Origin of the sequence: Streptomyces sp. NPDC001787, assembly GCF_040297465.1 — a bacterium.
Lineage (GTDB): Bacteria > Actinomycetota > Actinomycetes > Streptomycetales > Streptomycetaceae > Streptomyces.
Genome location: NZ_JBEOZE010000006.1, coordinates 91,022 through 107,139 on the forward strand (window position 1 = coordinate 91,022; position 16,118 = coordinate 107,139).

Genomic DNA, 16,118 nt, shown 5'->3' on the forward strand with positions numbered 1-16,118 from the left:
CCCTGCCGCGACCGGTCCCCGTACCCACCCATCCCGCGACCGGGTCGGGGGGAAGTCCGCAGCCGCGTGGGGGCGACGCTATCAAGGGAACGGGGCAGCCGACTTCCGCCGCTGCCCCGGAACCCGCTCGCCCACCGGGCCGTGGACCAGCGTGGATCAGCCCTGCGTGGCGTACGTGAGGAAGGTCGTCCAGGTGGGGGAGGAGAGGGCGAGCTGCGGGCCCTCGGTGACCTTCGAGTCCCGGACGTGCACGGTGCCGGGGCAGGCGGCCACCTCTACGCAGTCGTCACCGGAACCGCCGCTGTAGCTGGACTTGCGCCAGGAGAGGGCGACCTCTACGCAGGAATCGCCGGAACCGCCGCTGTAACTGCTCTTGAACCAGGCCAGGTCTGTCGTGCTCATAGCGCTCCTCGCATCTGCCGCAACAGGCTCAGGGAGTACTCCAGGGAGTGAGCCTGTGAACGCATCCTGGCATACCGCATCAGGTAGATGCTGACCACTTTGGTATCGGACATGAGCTGCCCGCTCTCCTGGCCTTCGGAGTAGCCGAACCAGCGGTTGTCCGGACTCTCGCAGAGCCGCATGGGTCCATCCAGACCCGCGTGGCTGTGCCGCACCAGGGGCATCAGCTGAATCTCGACGTGGCGCAGTTCGGCGAGGTCGATGACGTGGTCGATGAGTTCACGGGTGACGTCCAGTCCGCCCGTCTGCCGCCGGAACAGATGCTCCTCGACGATGAAGCTGTAGGCGGTGTTGGGCCGCTCGTGCAGCAGGCGCTGCCGTTGCGTCCTCGCTGCCATCTGGGCCTCGATCTGTTCGTCGTCCAGTGGCGGGAGCTGGTTGACGAACAGTGTCCGGGCGTACGCCTCCGTCTGCAACAGTCCCGGGATCAAGCGGCATTCATACGTGTTGAGGCTGACCGCCTCCGCCTCCAGCCGTGCCCACACGCGGAACCAGCTCGCCAGCCCCGGACGCCGTGACAGATGTTTGGCCGCGCCCCTGATCGCGCCGAACGCGTCCAGGACCGATTCCGCGCGGTCCACGAACGCGGGTGGCGGGAAGCGGCGGCCCTGTTCGATGGAGGCGATGGTCGGCACCGAATACCTCACCAAGGGCGCGAACTGTTCCTGTGTCAGTCCGGCCCGCTTCCGGAAGGCCTTGACGACCTCCCCGAAGGCCTTGAGGGCCTCGGTGACTTCAGGCTCCCCGCCTCCCCCCGAGGCCCCGCCGGTCATTCCACCCGTACCGCCCGCGACGTCTGTCATACGTGTTCACCTCTCGCGCCTGTCCCCAACCGCACCCAACTCGATTGATCCATCGTCACGTTGCGTGATCCGTACTGTCCACCGTGTGCACCCGTACGCTGACGGAGCGTACGGGTTCCTGATCTGGGCAGAGCGGGTACGGGATGTCATGGTCATGGGGTTCTCGTCAGAGCGCGCAGGTGTCCGACCAGGGCATGGACATCCCGGGCGGCGACGGCTTCGGCGGCCGGGTCGGGGACGGGCCCGGGGGCGCTCTCCGGGCCGCCGGAGGGGGCGGAGCGGCAGGCGCGGCAGAGGCCGTCGGGGAGGGCTTCGGGTCGGCCGGGTACTCCGCACTCGGTGCACTCGACCATGGTCCGGCGTACCGCTTCCAGCGCCGGTGCCGGGGAGGTGGTGGCGGCCATGGCGGTCGCGGGCAGGCGCGGCGGCATCTTGTCGTGCAGGCGGCGGCGCACGAAGCCTCGCGGGACATTGACCACGTCGGGGAGCCCGGAGGTGAGGGCGTGGATGAGGTGATCCGTACTCACGCCTCGCGCCAGCCAGGCGGCGGCCGGTTCCTCCAGCGCCGCGCAGTCGGCGGCGGAGAGAGCGAGCCGGGGTTCGGTCCGGCCGAGCAGGGCGAGGGCGACGTACGCGGGCGAGGGGGATTCCGGGGCGGGGGAGGGGGAGGGGGAGTTGGGGGCCGGTGAGTCGTCGGTCGGAGCTTCGGCTGCGGGCGGGGTTTTCTGCGTGGGAGGTGCTTCGTGTGCGGGAGGGTGGGGTGGCGGCGTCTCGTCGGCCCGTGTTTCCCCGCCCGGCGGCTCCTCGGCCCGTGTTTCCTCGACCGGCACCCAATGCGGCGGGGGAGCGGCTGCGGGAACGGCCTCGGGCGTGCACTCCGTGGAGAGGTACGCGGTCCACCACTCGTTGTCGCGGGCGGTGCGGGACCAGAAGGTGCGGAAGACCCAGCGGACCTGCTCGCCCTCACCCACCGGACGCCGGACCCTGCGCAGGTGGCCCGCGACCGAGAGCGCCGTGAGCGCGGTGCCGACCGCCTGCTGGCCGTAGAGGGGGAGCTGTTTGGCGAGGCTCTTGACGTTCATCGCGGCGCCGTCCGGCAGCCGGTCGACGAAGGCGGCGATGTAGCGCTCCCGCTCCGGCAGTAACAGGAAGTCATCGGCGCGGCGGGGCGCCTGGCCGGGGGTGGATCGCTTGCCGTAACCGGGCTTGGCCATCAGGTTCGAGGGCGAGGACGCGGGGTTCGGGGGCGAGGATGCGGGCGCGGGCAGCACGGCGCTAAAGTTCTCGGAAGCCACGAGATCACTTTCTCTGATCTTGGGGTGAGACCCCGGCCCGGTGCGCTAACACCGTGTCGGGGTTGTTTGGTTGTGTCGGCACCGTAAGCAGTCGCGATGAGGCTCCGCAAGTTGGTCCCGATTAGTCGTACTTGCTCGCCGTGACGGGTGGGGAGGGAGGGGGGTATCTCCCCAACCCCCTTTCTCTTACCTTCGGTTGAAGAAGGGTCTCGAATCCCGAACCCCGAGTCCCGGCGCCCGGATCCCGGGTCTCAAGCTTCGGGGGAAGCGCTGGAATTCGTACACACGAAAGAGTGAGGGCGTTGTCCCGAGGCTCGTGCCCCGAGCCTCGGAACCCGATACGCGGGCCCCGAGCCTCGGGCCCGGTACCCGGTGCAGGGCACGACACAACCACCTTATGGTTACGGTCTGTTGCGCCTACTGCTCACCCTGCGTACTCGTACGCGGATCTTGCGTACGCCCTGCCGATCTGGTGAGGCGGTACGCGCCGGCGTCACGCTCGTCGCATGGAAGCAACCTCCACCACCCCCCACCCGGTGACCGCCCGCGAGTTCACCCAGCGGTTCAGCTCCACTCCGCGAGGCGCCCGCCTGGCCCGGCGCCTGGCGCTTGAGGCACTGGACAGCTGGGGCATCCCGTACGCCGGTGACGTATCCGATACGGCGGCCCTGCTGATCGCCGAGCTGGCCGCCAACGCCGCGACGCACGGCCGCGTGCCCGGCCGTGACTTCGAGGTGACGCTGACCCTCACCCCGTCCGGGCCCGCCCGCAGCACCCTGCGGATCGAGGTCTCCGACACCCGGGGCGAACACCGTCCGCCCGGCCCCGGACACCTCGCGCCGCCCTCGGCCGACGCGGACTCGGGCCGAGGGCTGATCCTGGTCGAGGCGCTGGCCGACCGGTGGGAGGTGATCGACCGCCCGCCTCCCGGCAAGACGGTCCGCGCGGAACTGGACCTGCTGTACTGACGCCCGTTCCCTGTGGCCCCTGACCGTGCGTGGCCCCGGCGCGCGGCGCGCCCAGGTGTTCGCGTCGGCACGGACCGGGCCGGTAGCCGGACAATGAACCCATGACGCATGCCCAAGTTCCCTTCGGCGTATGGGAGCCCGCCCCCTTGTCCGACGTCGCCGCGAGCTTTTTCGGACTCAAGGACACCCGGTTCCCGTGGTGGGTGGCCGGAGGGCTGGCGATCGAGCTCGCGGTGGGCCGTCGGATCCGGGCCCATGGCGACATCGATGTTCTTGTGCTGCGGCGCGACCAGCTCGCGGTTCAGCGGGTTCTGGCCGGATGGGAATGGTGGGCAGCCGACCCACCGGGGATGCTGCGCCCATGGGCTGAGGGTGAGTACCTGCCTCTCGGCGTTCACGACATCTGGTGCAGGCCCGGACCTGGTGCCCCCTGGCGCGTTCAGGTCATGCTCGACGAGGCCCGTGGCGAGGAATGGGTGTCGAGGCGCGACTCCCGGGTACGCAGGCCGCTCGGCGCCCTGGGGCTGACCTCGGGCGACGGGATCCCCTTTCTGGCCCCTGAAGTGCAGCTCTACTACAAGGCCGGAACGCCGCGCCCCAAGGACGAGGTGGACTTCGACGCGGCGCTTCCGGTGCTGGTGGACCGGCAGCGGCGGTGGCTCGTCGACGCGATCACCACGACGTACGGACCTCACCCCTGGGCCGAGCGGCTGCTGGGGTGATCCGCAGGGGGACGCGGCGCCGGCAGCTCCCTCCCCAGCCGTGCGAGCGGTGAGAAGGCCATGAACAGCGGCGACAGGCACAGCCCGATCCCGGTCAGCAGCAGGCCGGTGCGCAGCCCCCACTCGGAGGCCAGGAAGCCGCCGAGCAGTGAGCCGAGCGGGGTCAGCCCCATCCCGACGAAATCGATCGTCGCCACCACCCGTCCCTGCATCCGTACGGGCGTGAGCGACTGCCGCACGGCCGTGACCGTGACATCGAGCAGCTGGCTGAAGACGCCGAACACGAAGTTGACCGCCATGAGCAGAGGGACCGTGGCGGGAGCCGAACCGCTCAGCGCGGGCACGCACAGCATCACCCCGTCGGCGAGCACGGCCGAGGAGACCAGCACCACGCCGTGGCCGAACCTCCTGGGCAGTGCGGCGGACAGGACCGAACCCACCACTGCCCCCGGTCCCATCGCCGCGAGCACCAGGCCGACCGCCCCGCCCGACAGGTGCAGCGTGTGTGACAGGAAGAGCAGATACACCGTCATCATGCCCGCGAAGGAGAACTGGAAGAGCGCGGAGCACACGCCCACGGATCGCAGCGAGGGGTTGCCGGCCACGAATCGCAGACCCTCGCGGATCTGCCGCCAGATGCCGTCGGGGCGTTCGCCGTGGGTGGGGCGCTCGAAGTGCCGAGGCGGGGGCTCGGCGCACCGGATGCGCCTGAGCGACAGGAACGACAGAGCGAAGAAGAACGTGCTCGCCGCGACGGCGACCGGCGCCGACAGCAGCGACACCATGGTTCCGCCGAGGGCCGGGCCGCCGATCTGCGCCGCGGACCTGCTGCCCTCCAGCGCACTGTTGGCCTGCAACAACCGGTCGCGTTCCACCAGCCGTACGAGAGAGGCCTGGTAGGCCACATCGAAGAACACCGTGAGCACTCCGACGAGGAACGCGACGACGAGCAGCACCGGCATGCCGAGCGGCACCGGAGAGCCGAGCAGGCCGAGGACATGGGCGGTCGGGACGGCGGCGAGCAGCGCCGCCCGCCCGAAGTCGGCCAGCACCATCACCTGGTACGACCGCCACCGGTCCACCCACGCCCCGACGAGGAGCGAGAGCAGCAGGATCGGCACCTGCTGCGCCGCACGCAGGGCGCCCAGCTGCCCCGCGTCCGCGTTGAGTGTCACCACGGCGGTCAGCGGCAGGGTGATCTGAGCGGCTTGCGCCCCGAGCTGTGAGGCGGTCTGGCCCACCCAGAGCCTGCGGAAATCGGCGTCACGCCACAGGCCGGGGCGAGCAGGAGGAACGGACGGCACGGGAACCCCTTGAGCTGCTGAGAGCTGGACGAAGAAGCCCGCCACTCGGCGCTCACGCGGGAAGGGCCCGCGCGCACCGGTATGTGGGACGGGGAAAGGTTCGCTGTGCCGCAGATCAAGGGCAGCACGCGATGACAGGCCGGTCGCGGCCTACAGCGTCAACGCGCGCTCGGGTAACCGGGCAATTCCCGCTCCTCCACCTTTGGGCTCCTCCGCCTTTCGGCTTCTCTGCCTTCGGCTTCTCCGGCTTTGGGTTTCTCAGTCTCTCCGTGCTTCATCAGTCACTCGGTGCTGGGAGGCTAACCGTCAGTCGTCCGGCGACGGAAGCGGTTATGCGAACGGCGGCCCGTCACACGTGAAATTGCACGTGTGACGGGCCGCCGTGCCATGGCCCCGGTTGCTCGACGCCTACGTCAGCGGCTCGACCCAGACATTGCGGTAGCGCACCTTGCTGCCGTGGTCCTGGAGGCGGATCGCCCCCGCCGTCGCGGCCTCGGGTGCGCCGCCGCCCGTCGGACCGTCGACCGCCACGTCGTCGTGGACCTTCCTGCCGTTCCACACCACGGTGACCCGGGCGTCGGCGGTCTTCCTGCCGTCGGCGTCGAAACGGGCCGCGCGGAAGGTGATGTCGTACGTCTGCCAGGTCTCCGGCGCCGTCGCGGCGTTGATGTCCGGTGCCTTCTTCGTATAGATCGCCCCGGCCTCGTTGTCGGCGAGTGTCGCGTCACCGTACGAATCGAGGATCTGGACCTCGTAACGCTCCTGGAGATACACGCCGCTGTTGGCACGGTTCTGGCCGGTCACGTCCGGCGGGAGGTTCGGGAGCCAGAACTCGACGTGCGCCCTGAAGTCCTGGAAGCCCTGCTTGGTGCGGAGATCGCCGCCGGAGACCTCCATCGACCCGTCACCGGTCACCGGCCACTGCGGCGTCCGTCCGTCGGGGTGCTGCCAGGCCGCCTGGCCCGATCCGTCGAACAGGGGGATGCGGGCGCCCTTGGGGTGGACGGTGATCAGGTCGAGATTGACATGGCCGGTGTCGCCGCTGTCGTACCGGTAGGTGATGGTGTTCCTTCCGGCGCGCAGGCTCAGCGGTTCGGTCCGGGTGGACCAGCTGTTCCAGTCGACGGTGGGCGGCAGGCTCGTCTGCCGGACCCTGGTGCCGTTGACGTAGACGCTCACGCTCTTGGTGCCGGTGAAGGGGTTCGGCCCGTTGGAGTAGCGCAGGCCGACATCGTACGTTCCCGACTTCGGCGCCTCCACCTCGAAGCCGGCGGTCGCGCCCTCGGCGGCGAACCTGTCGACGAAGCCGCCGCCCGAGTAGCCGGGGTGGTCGGTGTTGAAGCCCGCGCCGCCGTTCAGCGCCGCCTCCTCCGCCTCGTACTGCGTGGCCGGAGGCTGCTTCCCGGGCAGGGAGTTGAGCGTGTACCACGCCTCGGTGCTCCACAGGGACTCGCCGCTCGCGGAGCTGAAGGGGCGCGGCGAGCGGACGTGCACCACACGGTTGGACTTCAGGCCGGGGATGTCCAGGGTGACCTTCCTGCGGTCCGGCGACAGTGTGGCCGACCGTACGGACAGGGTCTCCTCGTCGACCTTCGGGCCGCCGTAGCCGGGCGTCGGGGCGTAGGTCCACTGGTTGACGCGATAGCTCTCGGCGAGCTTGGCCGCCGTTCCGTCCGACAGAGGCTGGGTGTACTCCAGCTCGAACCCGCCCGGCTTCGCCCGCATCGCCAGGATGTCGAACGCCTTGTCACCGCTGGGCGAGAGCTTCTGGAGTCCGTAGGTGAGCTTGCCTTCCTGACCCCAGTTGCCGCCCGCGCCCAGGCCACCCGCGTAGATCGCGCCGTCCGGCCCCATGCTGATCCGGTTCACCCCGGCTTCCAGGCCCTGGGTGAAGCGGAAGACCGCGCCCTGGTACTCGCCCTTGACCTTCTCCAGGTACGCGCGCTGGATCCCGCCGTATGTCACATCGCCGAACAGCATCTGCCCGGCGAAGCGGCCCTCGGTCAGCTGGAGCGGGGTGCTGGGCGAGTTCGCTATCTCGTTCTGCGGCAGCCACAGCACGGGCTTGGTGACCGGATTCGCGTCGTACGGGCCGTCCGGGTTCGTGTAGTGGTTGAAGAAGCGGTTCTGCTTGATGTGGAGCAGCTTCGACGAGGGCAGCCAGCCGCCCTGGTTGTCCAGGACGAACATGTCGCCCTTCGGGCCCCAGCCGATGCCGTTCGGGGTACGCAGACCACCGGCGATATATGACACCTCACCGGTCTTCCGGTTCACCTTGACCGTGGAGCCCCGGTTCTTCGCGGGCTGTGGATCGGTGGTCGCGCCGCCGTAGTTGATCGCGACGGACAGGTTCAGATAGAAGAAGCCCTTCCTGTAGAGCAGGCCGAAGGCGAACTCGTGGAAGTTGCCGCCGTAGGGCCAGGTGGCGACGGTCCTCCGTTCGTCGATGACGTCGTCGCCGTCGGTGTCCGTCAGCTCGGTCAGCTCATGCTTCTGCGACACGTACAGCTTTCCGTCGACGGCCTTGATGCCCATCGGTTCCTTGAGGCCGCCGATGATCTTCTTGGTGGTCACCTTGCCGGGATCGGTGTTTCCCCGTACATGGTCCAGGAGGTGTACCTCGCCCTCCGTCTTGGTGCTGCCGCCCCAGGTGGTCACGGCCAGCCGGCCGTCCGGCAGCCAGTCCATCGCGGTGACCTGCGGCTCGAAGCCCGGGGGGCGGAGATCGGTGAGCGCGTAGTCCGGGTGCACGGCGTTGAGCGGCAGTCCGTCGCCCGGTGAGTCGAGGACACCCTCGCACTCCTTGCGGCCCGGCGCCGTCACCCGTACGACGTCGGCGTCCGTGCTCAGCACCGCGTTCGGGACGACCGCGAAGTCCGAGGCGCCCGGGGGCCGCCACGCCAGGGTGATCTGCTGGCCGCCGGTGCGGTCGAAGTGATCGATGCGCAGGGAGTGGTAGCCCGCGTCCAGGGTGACCGTGCCGTCCTTGGGGTCCGCACCGTGCAGACCGTCGTGGTCGATGACCGGACTGCCGTCGATCAGCAGCCGTGATCCGTCGTCACTGGTCAGCCGGAAGGTGTACGCGCCGGTCCGCGGGACGTCGATGTTCCCGCTCACCTGGCTGACGAAGTGGTCCTCGAAGCCGAAGTCCCCCGCCGCACTCCAGTCGATGGCGGGCATCAGCCTGTCGACGTTCGGGGTCTGCCCGGTCTTGATGTCGCACAACTTGCTGAGCGGCACCTGCACATCGAAGACGCGCAGCGTGACTCCGGGCTCCTGCGGGGGGAGCTCGGCCGTCCGGCCGGGCGGTTCCCCGGCAGCCGCGACGGGCGAGGCGGAGAACGTGCCGACCAGGAACGAGGCGACGAGCAGACCCGCCAGACGGGTACGACAGCGTCGGTACAGCCGTGGATTCATTCTTCCTCCTGGCTCCTCATGGCGAGGAGCACCTAGCGGCGGTGGGTGCGAGCCACCCGCGCCGGGGGGCGAACGTTCGACTGGAGTGGTTCAGCAGCGCTTTACCTGAGCGAAACTCCGACGGTTGCGCCGGACAGAGTAGGAGGCTTCTGCTCATGCCGTCCATACTTTGTCATCGCGGTGTTCAAAGTCCGTGAGGGGCAAGTGCCGGGAACCGTACGGAAGTTCGAGGTGGTTCTGGCGTCCGACGGTTACGCGTTCATCCCGGAGGGGCAGCCGCTCGTGCTCGCCGCGCACAAGCCGGCGTTCCTGAGGGGCGACGGCGGCACGCGGACACGGTTCCGGCCACCGGTACTGTCATGTTCCCGCCACATATGTCTCCCCGAGTACTGATGCTGCAACAGTTCGGTACTGTCCCGCCCCGGGTCGTTGCCCGATCGTATGATCGCTGCGGCGTCGATGAGATGAGGGTGATAACTCGTGGCATTTCAGGGGCCGTTGAACAAATTCCGGTACGGTGCCCCGCTGCTGCTCCTGCCACTTCTCCTGGCAGGCTGTTCCAGTGGCGGCGCGGAGGGGGACACCCGGGGGAAGGGGACACCGGGGAGGGGCGGCCCCGGCACCGAAGCCTCCGTCTCACCCGCCTCATCCGCATCCGCCTCCTCACCCGCGTCCGCATCGGCGTCCCTCGACGCCGACCCGGCCCGCCTGCCGAAGACCCGAAGTGCCGCGCTCGCCTTCATCGGCGAGGTCATCGCCGATCCCGACAGTTTCGGCCCCGAGGTGGTGAAGCGGAGTCCGTACGAGAGCGGCCCGGACACCTGGCCCGTCCTGGGCGCCGACTGCGCCTGGGAGCAGCGCAAGCCCGCCGACAGCGTTCTGGCCACCCTCACCCGCTCCTTCGAACTGCCCGCCGTCAAGGGCAAGGGGCCGCTACGGCTGGGGGCCGTCGTCACCGTGCACCGGACCCGCGAGGACGCGCGGTGGGAGATGGCCGAGTCGCTGGAGGAGACGATGCGCTGTCCCACGCAGCAGCTGCGGGAGGGGGAAGTCGTCGGCTCGATGGTCTCCGGTGCGCTTCTCCAGGGTGAGAGCACCCAGAAGAACTCCGAGGACGCGCTGACCGAGTTCGGACAGTTCCAGAGCGCGGAGCTCGGTGGCCCGTACCACTACACCTGGCAGCAGGCGCAGACCCTCCAGTTCACCGTGGCGGTGACCGGCAAGGGCGCGAAGGGGCGTACCGAGAAGGAGATCGACAACCTGATGGTCGAGGGCCTGGCCACCATGCTGGTCCGGCTCGAATCCGCCGTCGAGAATCAGAGCTGAGGCATATCTGATGGACGAACTGAGGCCGTCGGACCCGTCATGGATCGGTGGGCACCGACTCCTGGGCCGCCTCGGGGCGGGCGGCATGGGCGTCGTCTACCTGGGGCGCACCGACGCGGGGGCGCTCGCCGCCATCAAGGTGATCCTGCCCGAGTACGCGCAGGACGACGACTTCCGGACCCGGTTCCGCCGCGAGGTCGAGGCCGCGCGCAGCGTGCACAGCCCCTGGGCCGTCCCGGTCGCCGGCGCGGAGACCGAGGGCGAACGCCCCTGGCTGGCAACGGCGTTCGTGCCAGGGCCCGCGCTCTCCGACGCGGTGGCGCGGCGCGGCCCGCTGCCCGCCCGCAGCGTCATGGTGCTCGGCCGGCTCCTCTCCCGCGCCCTGACGTCCGTACACACGGCCGGACTCGTCCACCGTGACGTGAAACCCGGCAACGTCCTGCTCACCACGGACGGCCCCCGCCTCATCGACTTCGGGATCGCCCGCGCCACCGACGCCACCGCGCTGACCAGCACCGATCTCATCGTCGGCAGCCCCGGCTTCCTCTCGCCCGAGCAGGCTTCCGGCGGCGGTACGGCAGCCGGGCCCGCGAGCGACATCTTCTCGCTGGGCTGCCTCCTCGCCTACGCCGCCACCGGACGGCCCCCGTTCGGCAGCGGGGCCGTGCAGGCGCTGCTCTACCGCACCGTGCACGACGAACCGGACCTCGACGGGGTCGATGACGCCGGACTGCGCGCGCTGCTGACCGCCTGCCTGGCCAAGGACCCGGGGGAGCGGCCGACGGCCGCCGAGATCGACGGGCGCATCACCGAGGACGTACCGGGCAGGCCGGTGGAGTGGCTGCCCGAGGACGTCGTACGGCTGATCGCCGACCGCTCCGCCGCGATGCTGGCGCTTCCGGACATCGACGTCACCGCGGCCGAGGAGCCCGCCACGCCCCTGGAGCCCGCGCTGTCCGACGCTCCTGCAGAGCCCGGTGAGCCCGGTGAGTCCGGCGCCCCGGCGGCCCGTTCCGGCAGGCGGCGTTTCCTCCTCCTCGCCGCCGGCGGGGCGGTGGCCCTCGCAGGCGGGACCTTCGCCGCCGTGCGGCTGGCGGGCGAGGACGCCGACAGCGACGGACAGGGCGCCTTTGGCGGGCGGCGCTGGATCATCGGTGTGCACGCCGATCTGAGCGGGCCTCACATGGCGTTGGGGAAGGCGCAGGAGAGGGGCGTCCGGCTGGCGGTCGACCGGTTCAACTCCCGTAAGGACAAGCCCTTCACGCTCACGGTGAAGGCCCTCGACGACCGGGGGGAGCCCGACCGCTCCGTACAGGTGGCCGAGCGCTTCGCCCGTGATCGCGATGTCCTCGCCGTCATCGGCCCGACGGACGACGCCACGACCAGCGCGTCGCTGTCCGCCTACGACGAGGCGATGCTCGCGGTGATCACGCTGTCGTCACTGGCGATGACCTACGGCTCCCTGTCCAAGAAGTCCTTCTTCCAGGCCTCCCCCTCGTGGGGTGTCCTCTCCATGCCGATCGTCAACCGCCTGCTCCTGCGCCCCGGCGTCGAACGCCTCGGGGTGCTCCTGGACCGGGCCGGCGGGCAGTCCGCCTACCAGATGGGGTACACGGCCAACCTGCTGACGCCGTCGATGACCAGCGGGACCACCTATCCGCGCGTGGTGCCGGCCGGGATCACGGACATGGGACCGGTGATCACCGACATGCTCACCCACAGGAGCGATGCGTTCTTCTACGCGGGTGACGCGGCCGGAGCCGCGCGTACGGCCCTCGCCCTCGCCGGCACCCCGTTCAAGGGGCCGCGCATCGGCCAGCACACCGTCATGGGACCGGACTTCCTCGCGAAGGCCGGAGACGCCGCCACGGGCTGGGAGTTCATCACCCCGTACACGGACGCGACCGCGCCCGCCGCCAAGGCGTTCGCCGCCGCGCACCGCGAACGGTTCGGCTCCGCGCCCGCCGCCTGGGCCGCCGAGGCGTACGACGTGACCGGGCTCGTCGCCCAGGCACTGGCCGCCCTCGTCAAGGGGGACAAGGACGACGCCACGGGGAAGCCCGGGGGCGCCGAGGGGAAGAACGGGTCGGCGTCACCGGAGAACAGCGCGTCGCCAGGATCCGCACCCTCCCAGGACACCGGGAGCGTCCGGCCCACCGCGCGCTCCGGACGCGTCGTGCGGCCGGGCCGGGCCGCGATCGTCGCCGAGATCGCCGCCTCGACCTACAAGGGGATCTCCCGCACCTACGCCTTCGACGAGGAACGGTCGCTGGTGGGCCATGACGCCCACCTCTACCGTGTCGAGAACGGCCGCTACCGCTATCTTGGCCCGGCCCCGAAGCCCGCCTCCTGACATGCGGCCGCTCACCTCCGAGGACCCCCGCACCATCGGTGACTACCGCACCCTGGTCCGGCTCGGCGTGGGCGGCATGGGCGTGGTGTACCTGGCGAGGTCCCCGGGCGGGGCACTGGCCGCCGTGAAGGTGATCCGTGCCGAGCACGCCGCCGACCCCGGCTTCCGGGCCCGCTTCCGCCGCGAGGCCGAGGCCGCCGCGCGGATCACCGGGCCGTGGGTGGTCCCGGTCGTCGGCGCCGACACGGAAGCCCGGGAACCGTGGCTGGCCACCGGATTCGTGCCCGGCCCCTCGCTCGCCGAGGTGATCGCGGTACAGGGCACCCTGCCCGCCGTCACCGTGCGGGCGCTCGGTGCCCGGCTCGCGGCGGCCCTCGTAGCGGTGCACGGGGCGGGGCTGATCCACCGGGACGTCAAACCCGGCAACGTTCTCCTCGCCCTGGACGGGCCCCGGCTCATCGACTTCGGCATCGCGCGGCAGGAAGGCGCCACCGTGCTCACCGCCACCGACGCGGTCATCGGCACGCCCGGCTACCTCGCGCCCGAGCAGGCGTCCGCCGGGCCCGTCGGACCCGCGTGCGACGTCTTCTCGCTGGGCTGCGTGCTCGTGTACGCGGCGACCGGGCGGCGCCCGTTCGGAGACGGCGCCGGGCCGGGCGTGCTGTTCCGTACGGTGCACGAGGAGCCGGACCTGGAGGGGCTGCCGCCCGGACTGCGGGCCCTGACCGCCGCGTGTCTGGCCAAGGACCCGGCGGCGCGGCCGACCGCCGAGCAGGTGTACCGGGCGCTGGCCGACGAGGCGCACACCGACCCGGCGGCTGATCCGGACCGGTGGATGCCCGCCGGACTCCCCGCGCTGATCGCCGAACGGTCGGCCGCGGCCCTCGCGCTGCCCGACCCCGAAACGCCGTTCGGTCCTGGGACCCCGGCCGGTCCCGGGACACGACAGCGCGGGCCGGAATCGGCCGGGGACCCCGGGGCGGACCCCGGATCCCGGCAGGCCGGGCGCCCCGGCCCCTCCCGGCGGCGCCTGCTGACCGCCTCGGCGGCCGGGGGCGTACTCCTCGCGGGCGGCGGCACCGCGGCGTGGCTCGCCGGGCGGCGCGACAAGGGGAACGGCACCGCGACAGGCGGCGGGAGCCGCCCCACGTACACGATCGGGCTGCACGCCGACCTCACCGGACCCGGCCGCGCCACCGGCCTCGCCCACCGGCGGGGCGTCCAGCTCGCCGTCACCGACCACAACTCCCGTACCGACGCGCCCTTCCGCCTCGCCCTGCGCACCGAGGACGACGCCGGGGACGCGGCCGGCGCGCGGCGGGCCGCCGGCCGGCTGACCGCCGACCCCCGTGTCCTGGCCGTCATCGGGCCCACCGGCGGCGTGATCGCCGAGGACATCGTCGCCCGGTACGGGAAGGCCGGGATGGCCGTGGTCATCGTCGCGGCGGGCTCCACCGCCGCCGACTTCGTCGATCACCAGGTCCTGTGCGTCACCCGGGCCCTGGACGACGACCTCAGCGTGGGACTCATCAGTTACCTGGTCCACACGCGGCCCTCCGAGCGGACCCATCTCATCGCGGACGACGCCGATCCGCGGCGCAGTTGGGCCATCCTCAACGACTTGACCGAGGTACGGTTCGGCGGAGCCGCCGCCACCACCCACACCGTCGCCGCCGGGCAGGACTTCGGCCCGGTGGCGCGGGCGGTCGTCGGCGCGCGGGCGGACGCCGTGGTGTACGCGGGCGGTTCGTCCTCCCGGGGAGCGCGCTGCGCCATCGCCCTCGCCGCCGCCGGGTTCACCGGCGCCCGACTCAGCGCCGGAACCGTTCTCTCACCCGGCTTCCTGAAGGAGGCGGGGAAGGCGGCCGAAGGATGGGTCTTCGCCGAGGCGTACGCCGATCCGCTGTCCCTGACCTCCACGAAGAAGTTCACCGCCGCGCACCGCGCACGTTTCGGGGCGCCGCCCGCCACCTGGTCGGCCGAGGCGTACGACGCGGTCGGGCTGATCGCCGTGGCGGCCGAGACCACCAGCGCCGCCGGAGCGGACCGGGGCGGGATCGCCCAGCGGCTGTTCCGCACCCGCTACCGGGGCATCGTCCGTGACCTGTCCTTCTACGACTCCCGGCTGGTGCGGTTCGACAACGGGATCTTCCTCTACCGCACCGAGAACGGCAGGCCCACGTTCCTGGGCCCCTACGGCGAGGTGTGAAGCGGAGCTGCGACCGCGCTTAAGAAATCCTCGATGGACCTGGGACCGCATGGTGCGGCAGATTTCTCCATGACGGCTGCAGGCCGGTGCGCGCCCTTCCACCTGGGGTTTTCCGCAACCCTGCCGCTGCGCCGTCCCACTCGACTCCCCGGGCCGCAGGCTTCCTGAAGGCTGCCCCGGCCCGGGGCATCCACCACCCGCGTACCACGTGCAGGGAGCCGCAGCCGTGAAGGCACTCGTGAAGCAGAAGGCCGAGCCGGGCCTGTGGCTGATGGACGTCCCCGAGCCGGAGATCGGCCCCACCGACGTACTCATCAAGGTCCTGCGTACCGGAATCTGCGGCACCGACCTGCACATCCGGGCCTACGACGGCTGGGCACAGCAGGCGGTGCGCACCCCGCTCATCCTCGGTCACGAGTTCGTCGGTGAGGTCGCGGAACTCGGCGCCGATGTCGTCGACATCAAGGTCGGCGACCTGGTCAGCGGCGAGGGCCACCTGGTCTGCGGGAAGTGCCGCAACTGCCTCGCCGGACGCCGTCACCTCTGCCGCTCCACCCTCGGCCTCGGCGTCGGCCGCGACGGGGCGTTCGCCGAGTACGTCGCCCTGCCCGCCTCCAACGTCTGGGTGCACCGGGTCCCCGTCGACCTGGACGTCGCCGCGATCTTCGACCCGTTCGGCAACGCCGTGCACACCGCGCTGTCCTTCCCGCTGGTCGGCGAGGACGTCCTGATCACCGGCGCGGGTCCGATCGGAATCATGGCCGCGGCCGTCGCCCGGCACGCCGGCGCCCGCAACGTCGTCATCACCGATGTCAGCGAGGCCCGCCTGGAGCTGGCCCGCAAGGTCGGTGTCAGCCTGGCCCTCAACGTCGGCGAGGAGACCATCGCCGACGGGCAGCGGCACCTGGGACTGCGGGAAGGCTTCGACATCGGCCTGGAGATGTCCGGCCGGCCCGAGGCGATGCGCGACATGATCGCGAACATGACGAACGGCGGCCGGATCGCGATGCTCGGCCTGCCGTCCGAGGAGTTCGCCGTCGACTGGGCCCGCGTCGTCACCTCGATGATCACGATCAAGGGCATCTACGGCCGCGAGATGTACGAGACCTGGTACGCCATGTCCGTACTGCTGGAGGGCGGCCTCGACCTCGCGCCCGTCATCACCGGACGGTACGGCCACCGCGACTTCGAAGCGGCCTTCGACGACGCGGCCAGCGGCCGCGGCGGCAAGGTCATCCTCGACTGGACCTCCTGAACCC

11 protein-coding genes are annotated in these 16,118 nt (G+C 70.9%); 6 read left to right on the forward strand and 5 right to left on the reverse strand.

Going from position 1 to position 16,118, the window contains the following annotated elements; translation table 11 throughout:
• Positions 1 to 156: 156 nt before the first annotated feature.
• The 3 genes from ABT170_RS10715 to ABT170_RS10725 form a co-directional block, all read right to left on the reverse strand.
• Positions 157 to 402 (reverse strand): DUF397 domain-containing protein, encoded by a 246-nt coding sequence (locus ABT170_RS10715; protein WP_351865863.1) that lies wholly within the window; start codon positions 400 to 402, stop codon positions 157 to 159.
• Complete coding sequence (locus ABT170_RS10720; protein WP_351865866.1) at positions 399 to 1,265, reverse strand: helix-turn-helix domain-containing protein; 867 nt, start codon at positions 1,263 to 1,265, stop codon at positions 399 to 401. Before ABT170_RS10720 ends, ABT170_RS10715 begins: the two co-directional genes overlap by 4 nt.
• A gap of 152 nt (positions 1,266 to 1,417) precedes the next feature.
• The gene (locus ABT170_RS10725) at positions 1,418 to 2,560 is read right to left on the reverse strand and encodes a MarR family transcriptional regulator (RefSeq protein ID WP_351865869.1); all 1,143 of its coding nucleotides are present in this window, start codon (positions 2,558 to 2,560) and stop codon (positions 1,418 to 1,420) included.
• A 506-nt stretch (positions 2,561 to 3,066) separates the two neighbouring features.
• Here ABT170_RS10725 and ABT170_RS10730 point away from each other — a divergent pair.
• Both ABT170_RS10730 and ABT170_RS10735 read left to right on the forward strand, forming a co-directional pair.
• Entirely contained in the window at positions 3,067 to 3,528 is a 462-nt protein-coding gene (locus tag ABT170_RS10730) for an ATP-binding protein (RefSeq protein WP_351865872.1), read from the forward strand.
• A gap of 101 nt (positions 3,529 to 3,629) precedes the next feature.
• On the forward strand, positions 3,630 to 4,250 hold the full coding sequence (locus tag ABT170_RS10735) for a nucleotidyltransferase domain-containing protein (protein ID WP_329942564.1): 621 nt from the start codon (positions 3,630 to 3,632) through the stop codon (positions 4,248 to 4,250).
• Here ABT170_RS10735 and ABT170_RS10740 read toward each other — a convergent pair.
• Both ABT170_RS10740 and ABT170_RS10745 read right to left on the reverse strand, forming a co-directional pair.
• Positions 4,220 to 5,554 carry an MFS transporter gene (locus tag ABT170_RS10740; RefSeq protein ID WP_351865875.1) on the reverse strand — a complete coding sequence of 445 codons (1,335 nt, stop codon included), beginning with the start codon at positions 5,552 to 5,554 and terminating at the stop codon, positions 4,220 to 4,222. The two genes, ABT170_RS10735 and ABT170_RS10740, sit on opposite strands and share 31 nt — an antisense overlap.
• 408 nt (positions 5,555 to 5,962) lie before the next feature.
• Complete coding sequence (locus ABT170_RS10745; RefSeq protein WP_351865878.1) at positions 5,963 to 8,971, reverse strand: 3-keto-alpha-glucoside-1,2-lyase-like domain-containing protein; 3,009 nt, start codon at positions 8,969 to 8,971, stop codon at positions 5,963 to 5,965.
• Positions 8,972 to 9,451: 480 nt separating this feature from the next.
• Here ABT170_RS10745 and ABT170_RS10750 point away from each other — a divergent pair, with 480 nt between their 5' ends.
• The 4 genes from ABT170_RS10750 (at position 9,452) to tdh (ending at position 16,114) form a co-directional block, all read left to right on the forward strand.
• Positions 9,452 to 10,297 (forward strand): hypothetical protein, encoded by an 846-nt coding sequence (locus ABT170_RS10750; RefSeq protein ID WP_351865881.1) that lies wholly within the window; start codon positions 9,452 to 9,454, stop codon positions 10,295 to 10,297.
• A gap of 10 nt (positions 10,298 to 10,307) precedes the next feature.
• Complete coding sequence (locus tag ABT170_RS10755) at positions 10,308 to 12,650, forward strand: bifunctional serine/threonine-protein kinase/ABC transporter substrate-binding protein (protein WP_351865884.1); 2,343 nt, start codon at positions 10,308 to 10,310, stop codon at positions 12,648 to 12,650.
• A gap of 1 nt (position 12,651) precedes the next feature.
• Positions 12,652 to 14,859 carry a bifunctional serine/threonine-protein kinase/ABC transporter substrate-binding protein gene (locus tag ABT170_RS10760; protein WP_351865887.1) on the forward strand — a complete coding sequence of 736 codons (2,208 nt, stop codon included), beginning with the start codon at positions 12,652 to 12,654 and terminating at the stop codon, positions 14,857 to 14,859.
• A 226-nt stretch (positions 14,860 to 15,085) separates the two neighbouring features.
• Entirely contained in the window at positions 15,086 to 16,114 is a 1,029-nt protein-coding gene (gene tdh, locus ABT170_RS10765) for an L-threonine 3-dehydrogenase (protein WP_329942570.1), read from the forward strand.
• Positions 16,115 to 16,118: the final 4 nt, after the last annotated feature.

Excerpts from the sequence above, each read along its gene's own strand:
- ABT170_RS10715 (WP_351865863.1), bottom strand. The coding sequence starts at position 402 with ATGAGCACGACAGACCTGGCCTGGTTCAAGAGCAGTTACAGCGGCGGT.
- ABT170_RS10720 (WP_351865866.1), bottom strand. The coding sequence starts at position 1,265 with ATGACAGACGTCGCGGGCGGTACGGGTGGAATGACCGGCGGGGCCTCG.
- ABT170_RS10730 (WP_351865872.1), top strand. The coding sequence starts at position 3,067 with ATGGAAGCAACCTCCACCACCCCCCACCCGGTGACCGCCCGCGAGTTC.
- ABT170_RS10735 (WP_329942564.1), top strand. The coding sequence starts at position 3,630 with ATGACGCATGCCCAAGTTCCCTTCGGCGTATGGGAGCCCGCCCCCTTG.
- ABT170_RS10745 (WP_351865878.1), bottom strand. The coding sequence starts at position 8,971 with ATGAATCCACGGCTGTACCGACGCTGTCGTACCCGTCTGGCGGGTCTG.
- ABT170_RS10755 (WP_351865884.1), top strand. The coding sequence starts at position 10,308 with ATGGACGAACTGAGGCCGTCGGACCCGTCATGGATCGGTGGGCACCGA.
- ABT170_RS10760 (WP_351865887.1), top strand. The coding sequence starts at position 12,652 with ATGCGGCCGCTCACCTCCGAGGACCCCCGCACCATCGGTGACTACCGC.